The organism is Rathayibacter sp. AY1G1 (genome assembly GCF_002932095.1).
Taxonomy (GTDB): Bacteria; Actinomycetota; Actinomycetes; order Actinomycetales; family Microbacteriaceae; genus Rathayibacter.
In genome coordinates this window covers 91,875-111,639 of record NZ_PSUZ01000011.1, presented here as the reverse complement: position 1 = coordinate 111,639, position 19,765 = coordinate 91,875, and the positions used below count along the sequence as shown (strand labels likewise).

Here is a 19,765-nt window from a genome sequence, read left to right as displayed (position 1 = left end):
CGGCCGGGGCGGCGCGGTGCGGACCGCGCGCACTCGGCCGTCAGCGCAGGCGCAGCGCCAGGAACAGGTCGGCGCGGTCCGCGGTGTCCGACAGGTCGCGCTGCGTCAGCTCCTCCACCCTCGCGATGCGGTACCGCACCGTGTTCAGGTGCAGGTGCGTCTGCTCCGCCGTGCGCACCCACGAGCCGCCGCAGTCGAGGAACGCCGCGAGCGTGGCGACCAGCTGCGAGCCGTAGCGCGCGTCGTGCTCGATGAGCCGCCCGAGCACCAGCTCGACGAACACCGAGCGCAGGTGGTCGGGGACCGCGCTCAGCAGCTGCACGGCGGAGGTGACCTCCCCGGAGTCGCTGACCCGCACCGGAGCGTCGTCGCCCGGAGAGCCCGGCAGCAGCATCCCGTAGCGTGCCGAGCGGAGGGCGCCGCCGAGCGCGGGCAGCGGAGTCGCGGCGCTCGTCCCGACGCGCAGCACGGCGCCCGGCCACGCGGCTCCCGCTCGTCGCAGCGCCGAGGTGACGACGGCGAGCGGATCCGCGCCGGTGGGGATCGCATCGGTCGCCTCGGTGGGCAGCACCGCCACCGCGCAGCCCTGGGCGTCGCGTCCGACCACGGCGCGGCCCAGGTGCGCGGCGGCGTCGACCAGGACACGGCGCGCCAGGTCCGGGGGCGCGTCGCCCTCGAACTCGGCGGCGACCACGGCGCACCGCCCGGCGCCGCCGAGTCCGAGCTGCCGCAGGTACACCGCGGCCTCGGGCTGCTCGCTGTCCTCCTCCACGAGCTCGAGCAGGCGGTCGGCGAGAGCGGAGTCGGCCGAGAGCGCCGCCTCCCGCTGCAGCCGGTAGACCCCCACGACTCCGGCGAGCTCGGTCACGGCGTCCAGCACTGCGGCGGGCCAGTCGTTCCAGTCGCCCCCGACGACGACCAGCCAGGAGGTGGCGCGGTGCTCGCCCGCTCCGGCGACGGTGAGGACCGACAGGGCGCCGCCGCGGGCGTCCGCGACCACGACCGGGCTGCGCCGGGCCGTGAGCGCCGCGTGCACGACCCGCTCGATCTCCCCCAGCCCCAGGGGCGAGGCGGAGGCCGCGGTCCGGCCGGTGGCGGTCAGCACCGACACGGGGAGTCCGAGCTCGCGCGAGGTGCGCGTGACGAGCTCGTCGAGCTGCTGCCCCCGGTAGACCTCCGTCAGCAGCTCCCGCTGGCGGGCGAGGGCGGCCGTCAGCCGGGCCACGCGGTCGCCGGCGAGAGCGTTCGACAGGTGCGCCGTGATCGCGCCGAACGACACATCGGCCGGCACGGCGATCAGCGGGACGTCGTGCTCGCGGCAGGCGACGACGAGGTCGTCCGGCACGAAGCCCAGCAGCCCCTCGCCGGCGAGCAGAGCGCTGGCACCCGAGTCCGCGACCGCGGCGACGAAGGCCGCGCTGTCCTGGGCGTCCCGACGCCAGACCAGACCGGTCAGCACCAGCTGGTCGCGCGAGATGTAGCGGCGCGGATCGAGGAGATCGGTCGTGAAGATGCCGTCGACCGGCCGCGCGAGCGCCCCGTCGCCGGCGACCAGCACGCGCAGCCGCAGCTGCGGCGCGTCGAGGACGTCCTGCAGCTGCATCAGCTGCCCCGGTAGGTCGAGTAGGCGAAGGGGCTGAGCAGGAGCGGGATGTGGAAGTGCGCCTCCTCGTCGTCGAGGCGGAAGGCGACGACGACCTCGGGGTAGAACGACTCGGTGCCCGAGGCGGCGAACCAGGCGCCGGTGTCGAAGACGACCCGGTGCACCCCGGCGGCCAGGCGCTCCGGCCCGAAGGCCGCCACGCGGCCGTCGTCGTCGGTGCGGGCCTCGGCGAGGCGCTCCCAGCCGGAGCCGACACGGGCGTCGAGAGCCACCGGGACCCCGCGCGCGGGGCGGCCGCGGACGGCGTCGAGCACGTGGGTGGTGACGCGGCTGGCGTGCCCGCTCATCGTGCGGCCTCCGCCCGGACGAGGCGCCCGTCGTCGAGGCCGCGGACCCGCAGCACCGTGATCTCCCGCAGCTGCTCCGCGACGATGCGGGCCTCCGTCTCGTCGTCGAGCCCGAGTCTCCGCTCCAGCTCCGCGACGACCTCGGCCCGGTCGCGGCCGGCCGCACGGAGGAGGAACACGCGCCCGAACCGCTCCTCGTAGGCGCGGTTGCCGGCCAGCAGCCGCCGGGTCAGCTCCTCGTCGCCCGTGCGGCTCGCCGCCTGCTCCGCGGCCGAGAACGCGGAGGAGCGCCCCGCGCCCGCGTGCCGCTCGCCGATCCGGGGGTGGTCGGCCAGCGCCGCCTCCACCTCCTCCTCGGTGAGCGTGCGCGCGGCCCGCTCGGCCGCGTCGGCGAGCGCGTCAGCCGACGGGTAGGGCGCGCCGGAGGCGACCTCGTCGGCCCAGCGGGGGACGGCGAGGCACGCGAGCAGCACGTCGCGGGCGGTCTCGGATCGGGTGTCGGTCATGCGGTCTCCTTCGTCCGGCGGAGCAGGGGCTCGGCCTGCGGCACGATGGTCGGATGGATCTGGTCGGGAGTCGGGACCTCGTCGGGCTGGTGCTCGCGGCGGGTGCGGGGCGCCGGGCGGGCGGCCCGAAGGCGCTGCGGTGCGACGCGGCGGGAGTTCCCTGGGTGGAGCGAGCCGTCGAGAGGCTCCGCGCGGTGGGCTGCGAGCGGGTGCTCGTGGTCCTGGGCGCGGAGGCCGGACGGGCGCGCCTCCTGGTGCCGCCGTCCGCGGACGTGGTCGTCGCGGCGGAGTGGGAGACCGGCCTCTCGGCGTCGCTCCGCGCGGGTCTCGCCGCGGCCGAGGGCGTCGCCGCGCTGGTCGCCCTGGTCGACCTGCCCGAGGAGCCGCCGAGCGTGGGGGCCCGGCTGCTCGCGGAGGCGCCGGTCGCGCCGGACGTGCTCGCCCGCGCGGTCTTCCGCGGTCGGCCCGGTCATCCGGTGCTGCTGGGACGGGACCACTGGCCGGAGCTCCTCGAGGGCGTGCACGGCGACTCCGGCGCGCGCGACCTGCTCCGCGCGAGGGGCGCGCGGGGGGTGGAGTGCGGCGATCTGTGGTCGGGAGCCGACCGCGACGGGCCGGACTGAGCGGTTCACGCCAGGCCCGCGTCGTCGAGGGCGGCGGCCAGCGCCCGCCAGGCCAGCGTCGCGCAGACGGAGCGGACGGGGTTGCCCGCCACCGCGAGCAGCGCCTGCTCCTCGCCGGCGAGTGCACCCTCCCGGTGCGCCATCGCCGCGAGGAACGCGTCGATCCGCTCCCGCATGTCCGACGCCGGCAGCCCGTCGAGACCGTCCACGAGCAGCGACGCGGATCCCCGCGAGACCTCGCACCCCCGCCCGCTCCAGGCGAGGCGCACCTGCTCCGCGCCGCCGTCGACGCGCAGCTCGATCCGGTCGCCGCAGGTGGGGGTGATCAGCTCGGCCCGGCCGAGGGCCGGAGTCGGGTCGGCCTGCCCGACGGGGTCCTTGGCGTGCGCGCGGATCAGCTCCGCCGCCTCGCTCACGGCCGGTCCTCCAGCTCGGCGAGCTCCGCGTAGGCCGTGCTGATCCCGGCGATCCGCTCGCGCGACTCCCTCGGCGACGCCCCGAGCACTCCGGAGGCCACGAGCGCGACCGCGCTCATCGCCGCCGCGTAGCTGTCCAGCGCCGTGCCGCTGTCGACCGGGCACTCCAGCCAGACCGCCGCGTGCTCCGCGTAGCGCCGGGCGGGCGGATCCGCGAGGAGCACCACGGGCACCTCGCGCGCGGCGAGCGTCCCGATCAGGGCCGCGAAAGAGGCGGGGCGGCGGCGGAAGCCGACCAGCACCACGACGTCCTCGGCTCCGAGCCCCTCGAGCTCCTCACCGAGCGACTGGCCGGGCTGCGGGGCGATCCGGACGCGTCCGCGCGCCTGCGCGAGCTGCTGGCGCAGGTGCAGCGCCACCGGGTAGCTGTTGCGCAGTCCGATCACGACGACCTCGCGCGCTCCCGCGATCAGCCGCACCGCCTCCTCCAGCCGCCCGTCGCCGAACGCGGCGGCCAGCCGGGCCAGGTTCGCCCCCTCGCTCTCGAGGTGCGCGGCGAGCGGATCCCCCTGTCCCTGCGCGGGACCGACCGGCACACCGGAGGACCGCAGCGTCCGGGCGTGCTCGCGCACCTCCTGCGAGTTCGAGAACCCCAGGCGGCGGAACAGCCGCGAGACCGTGGCCTTGGACACTCCGCTGTGCTGGGCGAGCTCGGTCGCCGTGTAGACGGCCAGGTCGCCGAGGTGGTCGAGGATGAAGTCGGCCGCCCGCTGCTCCTGCCGCGACAGCGCGGCGTAGCCGGCATCGATGCGGTGACCGATGCTCGTCGAGGGGGCCGGGGCGGGGGTCACGCGGTCGGCGTCCCGTCGGCGAGCGCCAGCACGGCCGCCTCGAACGCGTCGAGCGCGGTCGCGACGTCGGCCTCGGTCACGTTCTCGTCCGGGTGGTGGCTGACGCCGCCCTCGCAGCGGAGGAAGAGCATCGCGTACTCGGCGAGGTCGGCGACCGCCATCGCGTCGTGGCCGGCCTTGGAGAACAGCACCATCGGCTCCGCGTCCCCGGTCGCGCGGATGCCCGCCCGCACGACGTCCTGCAGCCGAGAGGAGGCGACGACCGCGGGGGCCGAGTGGGTCTCCTCCACCGTCAGCGCGAGACGGCGGCGCGACGCCGACTCCGACATCGCGTGCTCGATGGCGTCCCACGCCGTGTCGCGCTGGGCGTCGGTCTCGGCGCGGAGGTCGAGGCTGAACTCGACCCGGCCGGGGATGACGTTGACCGCGCCCGGGAAGGTCTCGAGCCGGCCGACCGTGGCGATCACGCCCTGCTCCCGCGCGATGCGCTCCACCGCGAGCACGGCCTCGGCCGCCCCGGTGAGCGCGTCGCGGCGGCGGTCGAGCGGAACTCCGCCCGCGTGCCCGGCCTTGCCGGTGAGGGTGAGTGCGAAGCGGCGGGCGCCCGCTATCGAGGAGACCACGGCGAGGGCGCGGTCAGCCTCCTCCAGGTAGGGGCCCTGCTCGATGTGCGCCTCGAGGTAGGCGAGAACGTCCTGCGTGTCGCGCGCGGCGGTGCGGATGCGCGAGGGGTCCAGCCCGAACTCGTGGAACGCCTCGACGAGCGTCGTCCCGTCGGCGTCCTCGAGCTCCCACCAGTGCTCGTCCCAGGTGCCGGCGAGGGCGCGGGAGCCGAGGAGCGCTGTGCCGAAGCGGGTGCCCTCCTCGTCGCCGAACGCGACGACCTCGACGGCGAACGGCAGGCGCCGGCCCGCCCCCTGCAGGCGCGACACCACGGCGATCGCGAGCATCACGCCGAGGATCCCGTCGTAGCGGCCCGCGTCGGGCACCGAGTCGAGGTGCGAGCCGAGCAGGAGCGCCGGGAGTCCCGGAGTCGCGCCCTCGTAGCGGCCGCACTGGTTGCCGGCCGCGTCCTGCCAGGTGCGCATGCCCGCCTCGGTCATCCAGCGCGCGGCCATCGCGTTCACCCGGGCGTGCTCGGGCGAGAGGTAGACCCGCTCGATGCCGTCGCGGCTGGAGGAGACCGCGGCGAGCTCGTCGCAGCGGGCCATGATCGCGGCGGCGTCGAGGGCGGGGGCGGCGGTGGCGGGCGCGGTGGCGGGGTCCGTGGTGGTGCCGGTCATGCGCGTGCCGCCCCGTAGACCTCGTAGGCCCCCGCGACTCCGCCGCCCACCGGCACGGAGGCGCCCGCGCGGCGCAGCACCGCCTCCAGCGCCGCCAGGGTGGTCAGCACCGCGTCCGTCCGGGCGTTGTAGCCCATCGTGCCGATGCGCCAGACCTTCCCGTGCAGCGGCCCGAAGGACGTGCCGATCTCGATGCCGAAGTCGGCGAGCATCTCCCCGCGCACCGCATCACCGTTCACGCCCTGCGGGATGCGCACCGCGACGACGTTCGTCATCTTGTGCCCGACGTCGCCGAACACCTCGAGATCGAGGCCGCGGACTCCGGCGAGCATCGCCGACCCGTGCAGCGCGTGGCGGGCGACCGTCTCGTCCAGGCCCTCCTCGACGACGATGCGGGCGCACTCGCGGGCGCCGTAGAGCATCGTGGTCGCCTCGGTGTGGTGGTTGAGGCGGCGCGGCCCCCAGTAGTCGAAGATCATCCCGAGGTCGAAGTAGTTGGAGCGGACGCGGCGGGCGCTGACAGTGTCGCCCTCGTCGCGGATCCCCGCCTCGATGCTCCTGCGCGACTCGATCACCGCGACGGCCTTCTCCGAGAAGGTGACGGGAGCCGATCCGGACGGGCCGCCCAGGCACTTCTGGAGCCCCGCGGTGACCGCGTCGAGCCCGAGCTCGTCGGTCGCGAAGGCGTTGCCCGCGAGGGAGGCGGTGACGTCGGTGTAGAAGAGGGCGCCGTGCTTCTCGCAGAGGGCGCCGAGCTCCTCCAGCGGCTGCGCCATGGTGGTCGACGTGTCGCCGTGGACCACGGCCAGCATCTTCGGCTTCACCCGGGCCAGGGCCTCGGCGATCGCCGAGACGGGGAAGACCTGCCCCCACTCGGCCTCGATCACGTGCACCTCCGCGCCGCAGCGCTCCGCGATCTCCCGGAGGAGGTGCCCGAACCGCCCGAAGACCGGCACGAGCACGCGGTCGCCCGGCTCCAGCATCGAGACCAGCGCCGCCTCGATGCCCGCACGGCTCGTGCCGTCGACGAGCATCGTCTTCTCGTTGCGGGTGCGGAACACCTGCCGGTACAGCTCCTGCGTCTCCGTCATCGTCGCCGTCATGAACGGGTCGTACTGCCCGACCAGCTGCGCCGACATCCCACGCAGGACGCGCGGATCCGCGTTGATCGGGCCCGGCCCCATCAGCAGGCGCGGCGGCGGATCGACGGGCAGGAACGGTGCGGGCGCGGTCATGGGCCACCTCTTCACGAGCGGGAGAGAAACAGTCGTTTCACCCGGAGAGCCTATGCGACGGACGTTTCGCCGGTGTTTCGCGGTGTGGGGGGTCGAGATTCTCGACAGACGCTCCTCCACAGGCGTCCTCCGGAAGCGGGTCCTCCCGATCGGACGCACCTGCGGCCCGCGTGTCGGTGGTCTCTGGTTCAATACGGGTATGACGGATGGGATGCGGCAGGGACTCGAGGAGGTCCGCGCCCTCGGCGACCGCGCGGCGCTGCTCGCCCGCTCGGCGGCTCCGCTCCACCTCGCCTCCGCCGAGGCGCTGCACGAGGCGTACACGGCTGCTCTGCGTCGCCCGGAGGCGTTCGCGCGCGGCGGGTCTCCCGCCGAGTCGCGCGACCTCGTGGAGCGCTCCGTCCGGGCCGAGCTCGCCGTCGCACTCGCCGTGTCCGAGCGTGTGGCCGCGCGCGAGCTCGAGCACGCCCGCCTGCTGGTCGACCACCTGCCCTGCACGCGCGCCGCGCTGGCCGAGGCGCGGTTGCGCTGGGAGGCGGGGCAGATCATCTGCGGAGTCGCGGCCACCCTGCCGCCGGCCACCCTCCCGGAGTTCGACGAGCGCGCCGCGGGACTGGCCGCCTCGATGACGCCGACCCAGCTGCGGCGACGCCTCGCCCGGCTGCGGGACGAACTCCACGAGAGTCCTCTGGCCGACCGGCACGCCCGCGCTCGGGAGGACCGGTCGGTCCGGGTCTCGCCCGAGCAGGACGGCATGGCCACGCTCTGCGCGACCCTCCCCGCTCCGGCCGCTTTCGGTGCGCTCGCGCGGCTCGACCGGATCGCCCGCACCCTCCGCGACGGGAGCGGTGCAGCGGAGAAGCGCACGCTCGCGCAGCTGCGGGCCGACGCCCTGGTCGACCTGCTCTGCGACGGCGACGTGTCCGGCACGGCGCCGGGCGACGAGCGTCCGCGCACGTCCGCTCGCGGCATCCGGGCCGAGGTGCGTCTGACCCTCGCCGCGAGCACCGCGGCCGGGCAGGACGAGACCCCCGCGGAACTGGACGGCTACGGCCTCATCCCGGCCGGCGTCGCGCGCGAGCTCCTCGGAGCCGACTCGGCCGTCACCCCGGTGCTCACCCATCCGAGCACGGGCGCCGTGGTCTCCGTCGGACGCACGCACCGCCTCCCTCCCCCGCGGATGCGCCTCGCCCTCCAGCTGCGCGACCGGACATGCCGCTTCCCCGGCTGCACCCGGCCCGCGGCGACCGCCGAGGCCGACCACACGCTCGAATGGCGTCACGGAGGCGCCACCGCCCTCGACAACCTGGCGTCGCTCTGCGTCGCCCACCACCACGTCCGCCACGGCGACCGCTGGACCTACACGCTCCACCCCGACGGATCGGCCGACTGGACCACCCCCACGGGCCGCCGCGTGGTCACCCGTCCACCCGATCCGCCCGCGCCGCCAGCCCCGCCGCAGCGCAGGCCGAGCTTCAGCGATGCGCCGCCCCCGTTCTGACGGCGGAAGGAGCCGCGCTCCTGCGGGCATGCTCCAGCGCGTGCTCCAGCGGGCGTGCTCGTGCACGCCCGCTCGCGCCGCGCGGGTCCGATCCACCGGCCTGTCTCAGCCGAGGGCCGAGCCGTGGAAGACGGTCGTCCGACGCGCCCGCCGACGAACCGGTCCACCGAGCCCGCACTCGCTGCACCCGGGCCCGTTCCACCCTCCGGGCTCGGCGCCCGTGCTCACCGCTGAGATCGCACCCGAGGACAGCGATCACCGCAGCGACTCGGGCGCGACGGCGCAGCTTCCGCCTCGGATCCACGACGAGGGACGGAGCGACGGAGCGACGGAGCGACGGAGGAACGGAGCGAGAGAGCGAGAGAGCGAGAGAGAAAGAGAGCGAGAGAGAAAGAGAGCGAGAGAGAAAGAGTAAGAGAAAGAGAAAGAGAAAGGGGCGGAGAGCGGGAGAACGGGTCACGGCGTCCGCCCCGATTCACGACGAGGGAGAGGACGAGCTCGGGGCGTGGCCCCCTCAGACCGTGCCGGCCAGCTCCAGCAGCGCGAGATCCGACCCCCGCGGTCCCACCAGGCAGAGCCCCACCGGAGCGCCGCCGACACTCGACCGCGGCACCGACAGCGCCGGATACCCGCCGATCCCGGCGACACAGGTCAGGCCGAGCGTCGCCGTCCGCGCCGCGTCGATCGCCTCGGCCGACGCATCGAGGGCCGGCGCCACCGACGACGTCGACGGCAGGAGGAGCACCCGCCCCTCGAGCGCACGGTCGAGCGCCTCCCGGAACCCCGCGACCCGCGCCCGTGCGGCCGCCTCCGTCTGCTCGTCGACGAGCGAGGCCGCGTCGAAGCGCGCCTGGACGTCCGCCGCCAGCACTCCCGGATGCGCCGCGACCCACGAGCCGCTCGACCGCCACGCCTCCGCCGCCTGCACGAGCCGGAACGCCTCGAGCATCTCCGCCACGGGCGGCAGCTCGACCTCGTCGGCGCTCATCCTCTCAACGGCCGATCGGAACGCCGCCATGACGGCCGCGTCCACTCCGCCCAGCAGTGCCGGCGCCACCGCGAGACTCCGGACCGGCGGGCCGGACGGCAGGCAGACCTCGGCCACCCGCCTCAGCGTGCCGAGGTCCCGCGTGAGCCACCCGACGGTGTCGAAGCTCGGCGCCAGCGGCAGCAGCCCCTCGACGGGCACCGCACCGTGGGTCGTCCTCAGCCCCCACAGGCCCTGGTAGGAGGCGGGTACCCGGATCGATCCCGCGGTGTCGGTCGCCAGCCCGACGGCTGCCTGCCCGAGCGACACGGCGGTCGCCGGTCCGCTCGACGATCCGCCCGGGATCGCTCCGGGCACGGCCGGATTGGGCGGCGTCCCGTAGCCGGAGTTCCGGCCGGCGATGCTGTAGGCGAACTCATCGGTCTGAGCGATCCCGCGCACCGACGCTCCCGCTGCGAGCAGCTGCGCGACGGCCGGAGCGGTCGCCGCCTCGATCGGCGCGGAAGCGAGGCGGGCCGGCACTCCCGCGCCGATCCGCTGGCCCTCGATCGCGAAGAGGTCCTTGACCGCGACGTCCAGTCCGTCGAGGGTCCCGGAGCCGGCGGCCGGCACGAGCGGCGCGCCGACGGCCCGCCAGACACGGGGGTCCAGCGCGGGCGAGGGCGCCTGCACCTGCGCGGCGCGCACCCTCCAGGTCCCGCCCTCGCGCGACCACAGCTGCGTGACGAGCCCGCGCCCGCCACGGGCCGGAGCGTTCACGCTGACCACGAGCGCCGTGTCCGCATCGACCGCCCGCACGTGCAGCTCGACCAGCTCCCGCACCGGCGCCCCGCCGCGACGACCCCGGAAGCCGGTGATGACCGCGTGGCCGACGAGCAGTCCGGAGGCGTCGCCCCGGAGCGTCGTCGGCGCGTCCACGAACGCGTCGGCGAGCGCCGCGACGTCGTCAGCCCCGAGCGCCGCCTCGTACGCCAGAACCGCGTCCACCAGCCCGTCCGGCAGGTCACCCTCGAGCGTCGTCACCCGCGGGTCAGTCATCGAAGTCGGCCGTCCGGACGCGGGCGTGCACGCCCTTCACCAGGTCGACGACCTGCGAGATGTCGAAGTCGGTCGCCGCGCTGAGGTAGGCGTAGGCGTGAGCCGGGTCCATCCCGTAGCGGGCCGCCAGCAGCGCGATGGCCGCGCGGACGCACTTCTGCACGGCGACGTCCAGGTCCTCGTCCATCCCGGTGGGCACGAGGAACTCGCCGGTCTCCCCCATCGGCCCGAGCAGCTCCCCGAACGCCGCGATCGCCTCGGCACGCGGGACGACCTCCAGGCGCACCCGGACGCGCAGGCTCGCCTCCATCGCCGTCAGCGCCACCTCGCCGTCGCCCTGCGCGAAGTGGGGATCGCCGACGTACGCGAGCGCGCCCGGGACCTGCACGGGAAGGTAGAGGCTGGTTCCGGCGGTCAGCAGTGCGATGTCGATGTTGCCCCCGTGCGCACCGGGCGGCACGGAGTGCGGGCGCTCCTCCCCTGCGACGGCGACGCCCATGATCCCGAGGAACGGCCGGAGCGGGAACCGGGCGGCCCGCTCTCCTCCCGGCACCAGCGGGATCACGCCGCGGAGACCGCCCTGCGCGTCCTCGTCGACGCGCGCGAAGACGCTGAACGGCCCCTCCTGCAGCGGGTACTCGCCCGGCAGCGCCCCGCGGCCGTGCCGGTTCGAGACGACTCCGTACGGCACGCGCGGCTCGGCCTCGAGGAGGGTCATCCGGAGCAGGTCCCCCGGCAGCGCTCCCCGGACGGCGATCGGCCCCGTGACCACGTGCGGCCCGTCCGTCTCGCCGTCGCGGAACGGCCCGTCCGCGGCGAGCGCGACCGCGTCGCGCAGCACCCCCTCCGGAGCGACTCCGTGGCGGCCGAAGAAGGCGACCGGATCGCGGCCCTGATCCTCCAGCACGCCCTCGTGGCTGAGCGTGTCGATGACGACCTCGGCCCCCGAGTCGACGGTGAGCACGGACACGTCCGCCGCGCACGGCAGGCGCCCCCACAGCACCGAACCCGGCTCGGCCGGCAGGTAGTCCACCCCCGGCGGCACTCCCTCACCGGGCTGCACCGCCCACTCCGTCCACCGCATGCGCGTCCGCCTCCCGCGCGGCCCGTCCGCGCCGTCCGACCCTAACCGCGCCGTGTTTCGAGCATGTGCACGCGTGTGCCACGATTCTCCAGACCCGCCCCCGACGACAGGACTCCTGTGCTCCGACGCCTGCGCACCCGCTCCGAGGGCGCGACCCTCGGCCTGATGCTCGCCCTCACCTTCTCGACCGGCATCATCGACGCCGTCGGGTACCTCGGGCTCGACCGCGTCTTCGCCGGCAACATGACCGGCAACGTCGTCATCCTCGGCATGGCCCTCTCCGGCGCGGCCGACCTGCCCGTGGTCGGGCCCCTGATCGCGCTGGGCGCCTTCATGATCGGCGCCGTGATCGGCGGCCGGGTGCTCCGCCCGGTGAAGAAGGGCTGGACCTCGCGCTCGACCTGGCTCTTCGCGGTGGTCGGCATCCTGCTCGGCGTCCTGGCGATCGTGCTCGCGGTCGTGCCCGAGCACCCCGAGCCGCTCGCCTTCACCGTCACCGGCGTGCTGGGCGGGGCGATGGGCCTCCAGGCCGCGACCGCCCGCCACCTCGCCGTCAAGGACGTCACGACGGTCGTCGTCACCTCGACGATCACGGGCCTCGCTGCGGACTCCCGCCTGGCGGGTGGTTCCGGTCAGCCGTGGTTCCGCCGCGCGGCGGCGATCGTCCTGATCGCCGCGGGTGCCGGAGTCGGCGCGCTCGCCCTGCTGGTCGGACTCTGGCTCGGCCTGGCGATCGCCGCGGTCATCACGCTCGTCGCGACGCTGCTGGGCGAGCTCGTCGTCCACTCCCGGTACGCTCCGGCGCCCGCCGACGCCGCCGCCTGAGGCGGCGCCTCCCGGCGCGTCAGCGCGGCAGCTGCTGGCAGTGCGGGCAGAGGTGCGAGGAGCGGTTCATGAACGGCACCCGCTCGATCGCCGCGCCGCACCGGGCGCACGGCTTCCCCGTCTGCCCGTAGGCGTGCAGGCTGTGCGAGAAGTAGCCGGAGGCACCGTTCACGTTCACGTACTGCGCATCGAAGCTGGTGCCGCCCTCGGCCAGCGCCCGTTCGAGCACCGAGCGCACCTCGGCGAAGAGGCGGCGGATGCGCGCCTCGCCGAGCGACGAGCTCGGCCGCTCCGGGTGCAGCTCCGCCGCCCACAGCGACTCGTCCGCGTAGATGTTCCCGATGCCGCTCACGAGCGTCTGGTCGAGCAGCGCCCGCTTGATCCCGCTGCTCCTCCTCGCCAGCGACGCGACGACCGAGCCCAGGTCGAAGGAGGGGTCGAGCGGATCGCGGGCGATGTGCGCGACCTGCGAGGGCACGGCGCGCAGCCAGCCGCCTCCGCGGACCTCCTCGCCCGCGTAGCCGCCCGGCGCTCCGTCCGGGGTCGGCACCAGAGCGTCGACCGCCATCGAGCCGAAGATCCGCTGGTCGACGAAGTGCAGGGCGAGCTCGCCGTGCTCGGGGTGCTCGATCCCGATCCGGATGCGCGCCAGCCGCGGCAGCGCCGCATCCGCCGTGCGCAGCAGCACCTGGCCGCTCATGCCGAGGTGCACCAGCAGCGCTTCGTCGCGGCCCGCGGGCAGCCAGAGGAACTTCCCGCGCCGCACCGCCGCTTCGAGCCGGCGCCCGACGAGCAGGCGCTCGAAGGTCCCGTGCGGATGCACGTGCCGCTTCAGCGAGCGCTCGTCGACGATCTCGACGCCGGTCACCAGGGAGCCGGTGACCGCGGGAGCGAGACCCGCCCGCACCACCTCGACCTCGGGCAGCTCGGGCACGGTCAGTCCGAGACCGTTGGAGCGACGGGTGCGCCGGGGGCCGCCAGACGCGTCCACGCGTCGAGCGCGGCGGCCATCTCGGCCGCCTTCTTGCTCGTCCCCTCGCCGCGGGCGGTGACGAGTCCGCCGACGATCACGGTGGCGACGAACACCTTGTTGTGGTCGGGGCCGGTGGCGGCGATCTCGTAGCGCGGGGCCGGCGCACCGCGCTCGGCGGCCGCCTCCTGCAGGCTCGTCTTCGGGTCCATCGAGACGCCGAAGCGGAGCGGATCGGCCCGCAGAGGGGCGATCAGGCGCAGCACCAGGTCGCGGGCCGCGTCGGGACCGGTGCCCAGGTAGACGGCGCCGATGATGGCCTCGACGGTGTCGGCGAGGATCGACGCCTTGTCGCGGCCGCCGGTCAGCTCCTCGCCGCGTCCGAGGCGGAGGAACTCGCCCAGGCCGATGCCGCGGGCGATCTCGGCGAGCGCGACGGTCGAGACGAGGCTCGCCCGGCGCTTGGCCAGGTCGCCCTCGCTGAGGGCGGGGTACTCGGTGTAGAGCATGACGGTCACGGCCTGCCCGAGGATCGAGTCGCCGAGGAACTCGAGGCGCTCGTTGTGCGGGATGCCGCCGTGCTCGAAAGCGAACGACCGGTGCGTCAGGGCGAGCTCGAAGAGCTCACCGTCGAGGCTCACGCCGAGCGTGGCCTCCAGACGCGACCGGTCGTCGCTGGAGGGTCGTGCGGAGGTCTGGTTCACCATGGACCGCGGTCCGTTCGTCGAGGGGCGGTGCTCCCCGCGCCGTGCGGACCAGGAGCGGGATCAGACGTCGGCGACCTTGCGGCCCTTGTACTCGAGGAACAGCGCGGTGCCCGCGGAGTCCTCGACGACCTTGGCGCGGTGGGGAAGGCTGTAGACGACCTTGCCGTTCTCGATGGTCTTGACGAGGGTGGGGACCTCGGCCTTCCACTGCGAACGACGGGCGTGGGTGTTCGCGCGGGACTTCTTCCTCTTGGGAACAGCCATGATTCTCTCTTCTCTACCTCTAGTCGGATTCGGTGCGGGCGGTCGCGCCCTCACCGCTGTCTGCGGAAGCTCTGTCGGTGGAAGCTCCGGGCGCTGCGGCCCCGCCGTCCCCCTCGCTCAACCCTGCGAGCGCGGCCCACCGTGAGTCGCGCGGCGCCTCGGGTTCGGGCGTGGAGGAATCGGCCAGCCGCTCCCCCGTGACGGGGTCGAGGCCCGGACAGTCCGGCCGGCAGACCGGCTGGAACGGCAGCGACAGAACCACCGCATCCCTGACCAGAGGTTCAAGATCCACGTGGTCGTCGTGAACCTCATAGTCGAAAGCTTCGTCAGAAGAGTACGCGAAAAGTTCCTGGAACTCGACATCGACAGGCAGGGAGATGTCGGTCAGGCACCGGCTGCACTCGCCGTCGGCCCTCGCCGACACCTCGACACTGGCCAGGATCCCCTCGTGCACGGACTCGAGCCGGACGTCGAGATCGACGGCCGATCCCTTGCGGACCGCGACGATCCCCTCGCCGAACTGCTCCGGCGCCTCGAGCTCGAGGCGGTGCTCGCGCATCTCGCCCGGTCGCCTCACGAGGTCGCGCACGTTCACGGTGAACGGCGTCTTCTTGAAAGTAGTCACAAGGGTCCAGCCTACCCCTCCCGGGCCCCTCCGGGGCGGGAGGGGCCGGGAGGAGCCGGGAGGGGCGGAGTCCGGGCTCAGGCGCCGCCGGCCTCCAGCGTCACGTCGATCGGCGCGTAGTCGGCACCGCTCGTGTCCACTCCCTCGTCGGCGAGCTCCGCGAGCGCCTCCTCGACGTACTCGTTCGAGTAGGCGGTGGCGGGCGGGTCCGCGCTGATGATCGTCGCCCCCGTCTCGTTCTCCGTCTCCTTCGCGATGTCGACCGTCTGCTGCCACGCGGCCTCGTCGATCATCCCGACGCCGCTCGTCGAGGGCCAGATCAGCTTGTTGACCTCGTTGGTCATCCAGAGCTGGTGGCTGGTGCCGAGGGTGGATCCGGCCGCGGTGACGATGTCGGCCGCCGCCTGCGGATCGTCCTTCGCGAAGATCCAGCCCTTGATCGAGGCCTTGATGAAGGCGACCGTCTGCTCGGCGTACGCGTCGTCGTCGGCGAGCCTGCCCGCGTCCGCCCAGATCGCGTCTTGGAGCATCGCGGTGCCCACGTCGTTCCAGCTGATGACGTTCAGATCGTCCGGCCGGTACAGCTCGCCTGTGGCGGGATTCACGGTCTCCAGGACCTGGGCGTACTCGTTGTAGGTCATCGCCTGGGCCGCGTCGATGTCGCCCGCGAGGAAGCCGTTCATGTCGAACTGCTGCTGCACCAGCGAGATGTCGTCGAGGGAGACGCCGTCCTTCTGCATGCCGGCGAACAGCTCCCACTCGTTGCCGTAGCCCCAGCTGCCCACGCTCTTCCCGGCGAGGTCGGCGGGCGAGGTGATCCCCTTGTCCTTGAAGGAGATCTGCGTGGTGGCGCTGCGCTCGAAGATCTGCGCGACGTCGGTGATCCCGGCCCCCTGCTCGATCGAGCCGAGGACCTTGGGCACCCAGGAGATCGCGTAGTCCGCGTCGCCCGAGGCGAGCACGTCCTGAGGGACGATGTCGCCGCCTCCCTCGGCGATCGTCACGTCGAGGCCTTCGTCCTCGTAGTAGCCCTGGTCGAGCGCGGCGTAGTACCCGGCGAACTGCGCCTGGGCCACCCACTGCAGCTGCAGGGTGACCGGCGTGAGGCCGCCGGAACCGGAGTCCGACCCCGGGTCGGAGCCGCCGGAGGCGCTGCAGCCGGTGAGCGCGAGGCCCACGGCCGCGAAGGCGGCGGTCGTCGTCAGGGTGATGCGGGTGCGTCTGGTCACGGGTCCTCCTGGTGCGGTCTGCGGGGTCGCCGGTGCGGCGCGCCCCGTGGTGCGGCGGTGCAGGTGGTGCTGTGGTGCAGGTGGCGCTGATGATGCGGGCGGTGCGGATGGTGCGTCGGGTGGAGTCGGGAATCGGGAGTCGGGAATCGGGAGGACCGAGGAGGGTGCGGGGACGCGCGGCGCCGCGCTCAGCGCAGCCGGCTGCGGCGCAGCGCGAACGCCTCGAGCGCGGCCGTCACGCAGTAGAACGCGAGGCCGACGAGCACGGCGCCCAGGACGTAGGCGTAGGCGAGCGCGTAGTCGCTGCCCGAGGCCGCCGTCGTGATCGACTTGCCGAGCCCGCCCACGGGTCCGCCGAAGTACTCGGCGACCAGCGCCGAGATCACCGCGAGCGAGGAGGCGATGCGGAGCCCCGTGAAGACGTAGGGCACCGCTCCCGGCAGCGTGATCGTGCGGACGGTCTGCCAGGGGGTCGCCGCGTAGGCCTTCAGCAGGTCGCGGTGCACCGGAGCGGCCTGCCTCAGCCCGCGCAGCGTCGTCACGTACACCGGCACGAACACGGCGAGCGCCGCGACGAGCTGCCTCGCGGTCTCGGCGTTCGCTCCGAACATCGTGTAGAGCACCGGAGCGAGGGCGACGATCGGCACGACGGCGGCCGCGGCCACGATCGGCGCGACCAGTCCGTCGAAGACCCGCGCGAGCGCCGAGAGCCCGGCGACCACGACCGCCAGCACCGCGCCGACCAGCAGGCCGACCAGCGCGTTGCGGCCGGTCACCGCGCTGCCCTCGGCGACGGAGCCGAGGTTCGCGGCGAACTCCTGTCCGATCGCCAGCGGCGACGGGAGCACGAACGGCTGGATCGCCAGAGCGGTGACCCCGGCCTGCCAGAGCAGGACCGCGGCGATCCCGAGCACGAGCGGCGCGAGCACGCTGCGCGCCAGCGCCGTCGTGCTCACCGGTTCTCCACTCCGCGCGGCACGGCGGCGGGATCGCCGTGCAGCAGCTCGCGCACGGCGCTCACGTCGCGGAAGAACGCCGTGTCCTCCCTGACCGCCGCGTCGCGCTCGGATGCTCCGGGGAGTCCGACCGGGAGGACGTCGCGGATCCTGCCCGGCCGCGGCGACATCACCACGACGCGGTCCGAGAGGAACACCGCCTCCGGGATCGAGTGGGTGACGAAGACGACGGCGGCGCCGGTCTCGCGCCGGATCCGCAGCAGCTCCGTCTGCATCCGTTCGCGGGTCATCTCGTCGAGCGCCCCGAACGGCTCGTCCATGAGGAGCAGGCGCGGGCTCTCGGCGAGCGCCCGCGCGATGGCGACGCGCTGCTGCATCCCGCCGGAGAGCTGGTCCGGGTAGGAGTCGGCGAAGTCGCCGAGCCCGACCAGTGCCAGCAGCTCGTCGACGCGCGAGCGCCGGGCGGTCGCGGCGACGCCGTGCAGCTCCAGCGGCAGGGCGATGTTCGCCCGGATCGTGCGCCACGGCAGGAGGCCCGCCTGCTGGAACGCGATCCCGTAGTCCTGGTCGAGCCTCGCCTGCCGGGCCGTCTTGCCGAACACCGCGATCGAGCCGGAGTCCGGCTCGTCGAGGTCGGCGATCAGCCGCAGCAGCGTCGACTTGCCGCAGCCGGACGGGCCGATCAGCGAGACGAACTCCCCCGCGGCCACCTCGAGCGAGACGTCCTGGAGCGCCGTGACGCTCGCGGCGCGGGCGGTGGTGAAGGTCCTCGTGACGGAGTCGACGACGACCGCGGATCCTGCAGGGCTCATGCGGGCTGCTCCCCTCGGCGGTACGGACGGAGGAGGGTGCCGAGCAGAGCGACGGAGCCGGCGGCCGCGAGGCCCACCAGCACCGCCCCGAGGATCGGCGCCCAGGGCTTGGCGGGGTCGCCTCCGGCAGCGGAGGCGAACTCGATGATCATGCGGCCGATCCCGCCGCGCAGGCCGATCGAGACCTCGGCGACGATCGTGCCGACGACGGCGCTGACCGCTCCGAGCCGGAGGGCCGGCAGCAGGTAGGGCACGCTCGCCGGGAGCCTCAGGCGCACCAGCGTCTTCCACCAGCCGACGCCGTAGACGTGCATCAGCTCGACCTGGTGGGCCGTCGGCGAGCCGAGCCCGCGGAGCGCCCCGATCGAGACGGGGAAGAACGCGAGGTAGGAGGCGATCAGGGCCACCGACATCCAGTTCTCCCAGGTCACCGGTCCGAGCTCGAGCTGCGACCCCCAGCGCCGCACCAGTGGGGCGATCGCGATCAGGGGCACCGTCTGGCTCAGCACGATCCAGGGCAGCACCGCCGACTCCGCCGTGCGGAACCGCTGCATCAGGAGAGCCAGGAGCAGCCCCACGACCGTGCCGACGACCCAGCCGACCGCGGCGATCCCGAGCGAGAAGGCGCTCGCCCCCACGACGGCCGACCAGAGCGCCGGGGCGTTCCGCGCTCCGGTGACCGGCTCGCCGAGCCGGGCCGCGATCTCCCAGAGGTGGGGCATCGCGATGGCGCTCGTGCGCGGGAGCACCGTGACTCCTCCGACGACCACCCCGGCCTCGGGCCCGAGCGCCTTCCAGCCCTCCCACACCAGCGCGAGCAGGAGGAGCCCGGCGGCGCCGAGCACGAGCCCGCGCGCGAGGGCCGGTCTCATGCGCGGGCCACGATGTGCTCGCGCAGCTCCGGAATGATCCGCTCGCCGTACACGCGCAGCGTCTCCTCCTTGTTGTCGTGCTGGAGGTAGCCCGCGAACTGCGTCACGCCGATGTCGGCGAGCGCCCGGAGCTTCTCGACGTGCTCGTCCGCCGTGCCCAGCACGCAGAAGCGCTCCACGATCTCGTCCGGCACGAAGGCGGTGTGGCTGTTGCCCGCGCGGCCGTGCTCGTTGTAGTCGTAGCCCTCGCGCCCGGCGATGTAGTCCGTCAGCGCCTGCGGCACCGCTCCGGAGGCGCCGTAGCGGCCCACGATGTCGGCCACGTGGTTGCCGACCATCCCGCCGAACCAGCGGCACTGGTCGCGCATGTGCTCCCGGTCGGTGCCGATGTACATCGGCGCCGCGACGCAGAACTGCAGCGACTCGGGATCCCTGCCGGCGTTCGCCGCCGCCTCCTTGACGGCGCCGATCATCCAGCGCGCGATGTCCACGTCGGCCAGCTGCAGGATGAAGCCGTCGCCGACCTCGCCCGCGAGCTTCAGGGCGAGCGGGCCGTAGGCGGCCACCCACATCTCCAGGGACGAGCCCCGGCTCCACGGGAACTGCAGCGTCTGGCCGTTGTACTCGACCGGACGGCTGTTGGCGAGCTCGCGGATGACGTGGATCGACTCCCGCAGCGTCTTGAGCGTCGTCGGAGCTCCTCCGGTCACCCTCACCGCCGAGTCGCCGCGTCCGATCCCGCACACCGTGCGGTTCCCGTACATCTCGTTGAGCGTCGCGTGCAGCGAGGCGATGACCGTCCAGTCGCGCGTGGCGGGGTTGGTGACCATCGGGCCGACCGTGATCCGGTGCGTCCTCTCGAGGATCTGCGAGTAGATCACGTAGGGCTCCTGCCAGAGCAGGTGCGAGTCGAAGGTCCACGCGTAGTCGAAGCCGTGCGTCTCCGCGAGGACGGCGAGCGCGACGGTGCGCGAGGCGGGCGGGTTGGTCTGGAGGACGACTCCGAAGTCCATGGGGTTCCTTCTGCTCG

21 protein-coding genes are annotated in these 19,765 nt (G+C 74.0%); 3 read left to right on the top strand and 18 right to left on the bottom strand.

Translation table 11 applies throughout. The features are described 5' to 3' along the window. Positions 1 to 40 precede the first annotated feature (40 nt). The 3 genes from C5C36_RS08165 to uraD are packed head-to-tail and all read right to left on the bottom strand — an operon-like array spanning position 41 to position 2,456. Positions 41 to 1,603: a PucR family transcriptional regulator gene (locus C5C36_RS08165; RefSeq protein ID WP_104288309.1), complete on the bottom strand. Its 1,563-nt coding sequence runs from the start codon at positions 1,601 to 1,603 to the stop codon at positions 41 to 43. Then, positions 1,603 to 1,950 (bottom strand): hydroxyisourate hydrolase, encoded by a 348-nt coding sequence (uraH, locus tag C5C36_RS08160; RefSeq protein WP_104223494.1) that lies wholly within the window; start codon positions 1,948 to 1,950, stop codon positions 1,603 to 1,605. Before uraH ends, C5C36_RS08165 begins: the two co-directional genes overlap by 1 nt. Continuing rightward, positions 1,947 to 2,456, bottom strand: a complete 510-nt coding sequence (uraD, locus tag C5C36_RS08155) for a 2-oxo-4-hydroxy-4-carboxy-5-ureidoimidazoline decarboxylase (RefSeq protein ID WP_104234584.1) — start codon at positions 2,454 to 2,456, stop codon at positions 1,947 to 1,949. Before uraD ends, uraH begins: the two co-directional genes overlap by 4 nt. 53 nt (positions 2,457 to 2,509) lie before the next feature. On the opposite strand from uraD, the gene C5C36_RS08150 reads away from it, so the two are divergent. After that, positions 2,510 to 3,079 carry an NTP transferase domain-containing protein gene (locus C5C36_RS08150; RefSeq protein WP_104223492.1) on the top strand — a complete coding sequence of 190 codons (570 nt, stop codon included), beginning with the start codon at positions 2,510 to 2,512 and terminating at the stop codon, positions 3,077 to 3,079. 5 nt (positions 3,080 to 3,084) lie between these two features. On the opposite strand, the gene C5C36_RS08145 is transcribed toward C5C36_RS08150, so the two are convergent. Genes C5C36_RS08145 through C5C36_RS08130 form a run of 4 tightly spaced genes read right to left on the bottom strand, consistent with a single transcriptional unit; the run spans position 3,085 to position 6,864 of the window. Beyond that, on the bottom strand, positions 3,085 to 3,495 hold the full coding sequence (locus tag C5C36_RS08145; protein ID WP_104260556.1) for an iron-sulfur cluster assembly scaffold protein: 411 nt from the start codon (positions 3,493 to 3,495) through the stop codon (positions 3,085 to 3,087). Next, positions 3,492 to 4,346, bottom strand: a complete 855-nt coding sequence (locus C5C36_RS08140; protein WP_219814887.1) for a MurR/RpiR family transcriptional regulator — start codon at positions 4,344 to 4,346, stop codon at positions 3,492 to 3,494. Before C5C36_RS08140 ends, C5C36_RS08145 begins: the two co-directional genes overlap by 4 nt. Further along, complete coding sequence (locus C5C36_RS08135; protein WP_104309548.1) at positions 4,343 to 5,629, bottom strand: allantoate amidohydrolase; 1,287 nt, start codon at positions 5,627 to 5,629, stop codon at positions 4,343 to 4,345. The genes C5C36_RS08140 and C5C36_RS08135 overlap by 4 nt, the downstream gene beginning before the upstream one ends. Beyond that, the gene (locus tag C5C36_RS08130) at positions 5,626 to 6,864 is read right to left on the bottom strand and encodes an alanine--glyoxylate aminotransferase family protein (RefSeq protein WP_258072234.1); all 1,239 of its coding nucleotides are present in this window, start codon (positions 6,862 to 6,864) and stop codon (positions 5,626 to 5,628) included. Before C5C36_RS08130 ends, C5C36_RS08135 begins: the two co-directional genes overlap by 4 nt. A gap of 199 nt (positions 6,865 to 7,063) precedes the next feature. Between C5C36_RS08130 and C5C36_RS08125 the strand changes: the two genes are divergently transcribed. After that, positions 7,064 to 8,365, top strand: a complete 1,302-nt coding sequence (locus C5C36_RS08125) for an HNH endonuclease signature motif containing protein (RefSeq protein WP_181133793.1) — start codon at positions 7,064 to 7,066, stop codon at positions 8,363 to 8,365. Between the two features lie 514 nt (positions 8,366 to 8,879). Here C5C36_RS08125 and C5C36_RS08120 read toward each other — a convergent pair. Further along, complete coding sequence (locus tag C5C36_RS08120) at positions 8,880 to 10,391, bottom strand: AtzH-like domain-containing protein (protein WP_104309545.1); 1,512 nt, start codon at positions 10,389 to 10,391, stop codon at positions 8,880 to 8,882. Then, positions 10,384 to 11,475 (bottom strand): acetamidase/formamidase family protein, encoded by a 1,092-nt coding sequence (locus C5C36_RS08115; RefSeq protein ID WP_104269248.1) that lies wholly within the window; start codon positions 11,473 to 11,475, stop codon positions 10,384 to 10,386. Before C5C36_RS08115 ends, C5C36_RS08120 begins: the two co-directional genes overlap by 8 nt. A 117-nt stretch (positions 11,476 to 11,592) precedes the next feature. Here C5C36_RS08115 and C5C36_RS08110 point away from each other — a divergent pair, with 117 nt between their 5' ends. Continuing rightward, a complete protein-coding gene (locus C5C36_RS08110) occupies positions 11,593 to 12,300 on the top strand; it encodes a YoaK family protein (RefSeq protein ID WP_308470800.1) in 708 nt (235 codons plus the stop codon). Between the two features lie 19 nt (positions 12,301 to 12,319). On the opposite strand, the gene mutM is transcribed toward C5C36_RS08110, so the two are convergent. The 9 genes from mutM to C5C36_RS08065 all read right to left on the bottom strand — a co-directional run bounded on the left by mutM (position 12,320) and on the right by C5C36_RS08065 (position 19,748). Continuing rightward, positions 12,320 to 13,234, bottom strand: a complete 915-nt coding sequence (gene mutM / locus C5C36_RS08105; RefSeq protein WP_104309544.1) for a bifunctional DNA-formamidopyrimidine glycosylase/DNA-(apurinic or apyrimidinic site) lyase — start codon at positions 13,232 to 13,234, stop codon at positions 12,320 to 12,322. Between the two features lie 2 nt (positions 13,235 to 13,236). After that, complete coding sequence (rnc, locus tag C5C36_RS08100; protein WP_104226659.1) at positions 13,237 to 13,977, bottom strand: ribonuclease III; 741 nt, start codon at positions 13,975 to 13,977, stop codon at positions 13,237 to 13,239. 60 nt (positions 13,978 to 14,037) lie between these two features. Beyond that, positions 14,038 to 14,241 (bottom strand): 50S ribosomal protein L32, encoded by a 204-nt coding sequence (gene rpmF / locus C5C36_RS08095; RefSeq protein WP_104223482.1) that lies wholly within the window; start codon positions 14,239 to 14,241, stop codon positions 14,038 to 14,040. Between the two features lie 19 nt (positions 14,242 to 14,260). After that, positions 14,261 to 14,800, bottom strand: a complete 540-nt coding sequence (locus C5C36_RS08090) for a DUF177 domain-containing protein (RefSeq protein WP_104226701.1) — start codon at positions 14,798 to 14,800, stop codon at positions 14,261 to 14,263. Between the two features lie 143 nt (positions 14,801 to 14,943). Further along, entirely contained in the window at positions 14,944 to 16,095 is a 1,152-nt protein-coding gene (locus C5C36_RS08085; protein ID WP_258072231.1) for an ABC transporter substrate-binding protein, read from the bottom strand. A 188-nt stretch (positions 16,096 to 16,283) separates the two neighbouring features. Then, positions 16,284 to 17,051 (bottom strand): ABC transporter permease, encoded by a 768-nt coding sequence (locus C5C36_RS08080; protein WP_104309543.1) that lies wholly within the window; start codon positions 17,049 to 17,051, stop codon positions 16,284 to 16,286. After that, the gene (locus C5C36_RS08075; RefSeq protein ID WP_104226661.1) at positions 17,048 to 17,863 is read right to left on the bottom strand and encodes an ABC transporter ATP-binding protein; all 816 of its coding nucleotides are present in this window, start codon (positions 17,861 to 17,863) and stop codon (positions 17,048 to 17,050) included. The genes C5C36_RS08080 and C5C36_RS08075 overlap by 4 nt, the downstream gene beginning before the upstream one ends. Further along, complete coding sequence (locus C5C36_RS08070; RefSeq protein WP_104226662.1) at positions 17,860 to 18,735, bottom strand: ABC transporter permease; 876 nt, start codon at positions 18,733 to 18,735, stop codon at positions 17,860 to 17,862. The genes C5C36_RS08075 and C5C36_RS08070 overlap by 4 nt, the downstream gene beginning before the upstream one ends. Then, positions 18,732 to 19,748: a TIGR03842 family LLM class F420-dependent oxidoreductase gene (locus tag C5C36_RS08065; protein WP_104226663.1), complete on the bottom strand. Its 1,017-nt coding sequence runs from the start codon at positions 19,746 to 19,748 to the stop codon at positions 18,732 to 18,734. Before C5C36_RS08065 ends, C5C36_RS08070 begins: the two co-directional genes overlap by 4 nt. Between the last annotated feature and the right edge of the window lie 17 nt (positions 19,749 to 19,765).

Bases quoted from the DNA above. Each gene is read 5' to 3' on its own strand.
- C5C36_RS08165 (WP_104288309.1), bottom strand. From the start codon at position 1,603: ATGCAGCTGCAGGACGTCCTCGACGCGCCGCAGCTGCGGCTGCGCGTG.
- uraH (WP_104223494.1), bottom strand. From the start codon at position 1,950: ATGAGCGGGCACGCCAGCCGCGTCACCACCCACGTGCTCGACGCCGTC.
- uraD (WP_104234584.1), bottom strand. From the start codon at position 2,456: ATGACCGACACCCGATCCGAGACCGCCCGCGACGTGCTGCTCGCGTGC.
- C5C36_RS08150 (WP_104223492.1), top strand. From the start codon at position 2,510: ATGGATCTGGTCGGGAGTCGGGACCTCGTCGGGCTGGTGCTCGCGGCG.
- C5C36_RS08135 (WP_104309548.1), bottom strand. From the start codon at position 5,629: ATGACCGGCACCACCACGGACCCCGCCACCGCGCCCGCCACCGCCGCC.
- C5C36_RS08130 (WP_258072234.1), bottom strand. From the start codon at position 6,864: ATGACCGCGCCCGCACCGTTCCTGCCCGTCGATCCGCCGCCGCGCCTG.
- C5C36_RS08125 (WP_181133793.1), top strand. From the start codon at position 7,064: ATGACGGATGGGATGCGGCAGGGACTCGAGGAGGTCCGCGCCCTCGGC.
- C5C36_RS08120 (WP_104309545.1), bottom strand. From the start codon at position 10,391: ATGACTGACCCGCGGGTGACGACGCTCGAGGGTGACCTGCCGGACGGG.
- C5C36_RS08115 (WP_104269248.1), bottom strand. From the start codon at position 11,475: ATGCGGTGGACGGAGTGGGCGGTGCAGCCCGGTGAGGGAGTGCCGCCG.
- rnc (WP_104226659.1), bottom strand. From the start codon at position 13,977: ATGGTGAACCAGACCTCCGCACGACCCTCCAGCGACGACCGGTCGCGT.
- rpmF (WP_104223482.1), bottom strand. From the start codon at position 14,241: ATGGCTGTTCCCAAGAGGAAGAAGTCCCGCGCGAACACCCACGCCCGT.
- C5C36_RS08090 (WP_104226701.1), bottom strand. From the start codon at position 14,800: ATGCGCGAGCACCGCCTCGAGCTCGAGGCGCCGGAGCAGTTCGGCGAG.
- C5C36_RS08075 (WP_104226661.1), bottom strand. From the start codon at position 17,863: ATGAGCCCTGCAGGATCCGCGGTCGTCGTCGACTCCGTCACGAGGACC.
- C5C36_RS08070 (WP_104226662.1), bottom strand. From the start codon at position 18,735: ATGAGACCGGCCCTCGCGCGCGGGCTCGTGCTCGGCGCCGCCGGGCTC.
- C5C36_RS08065 (WP_104226663.1), bottom strand. From the start codon at position 19,748: ATGGACTTCGGAGTCGTCCTCCAGACCAACCCGCCCGCCTCGCGCACC.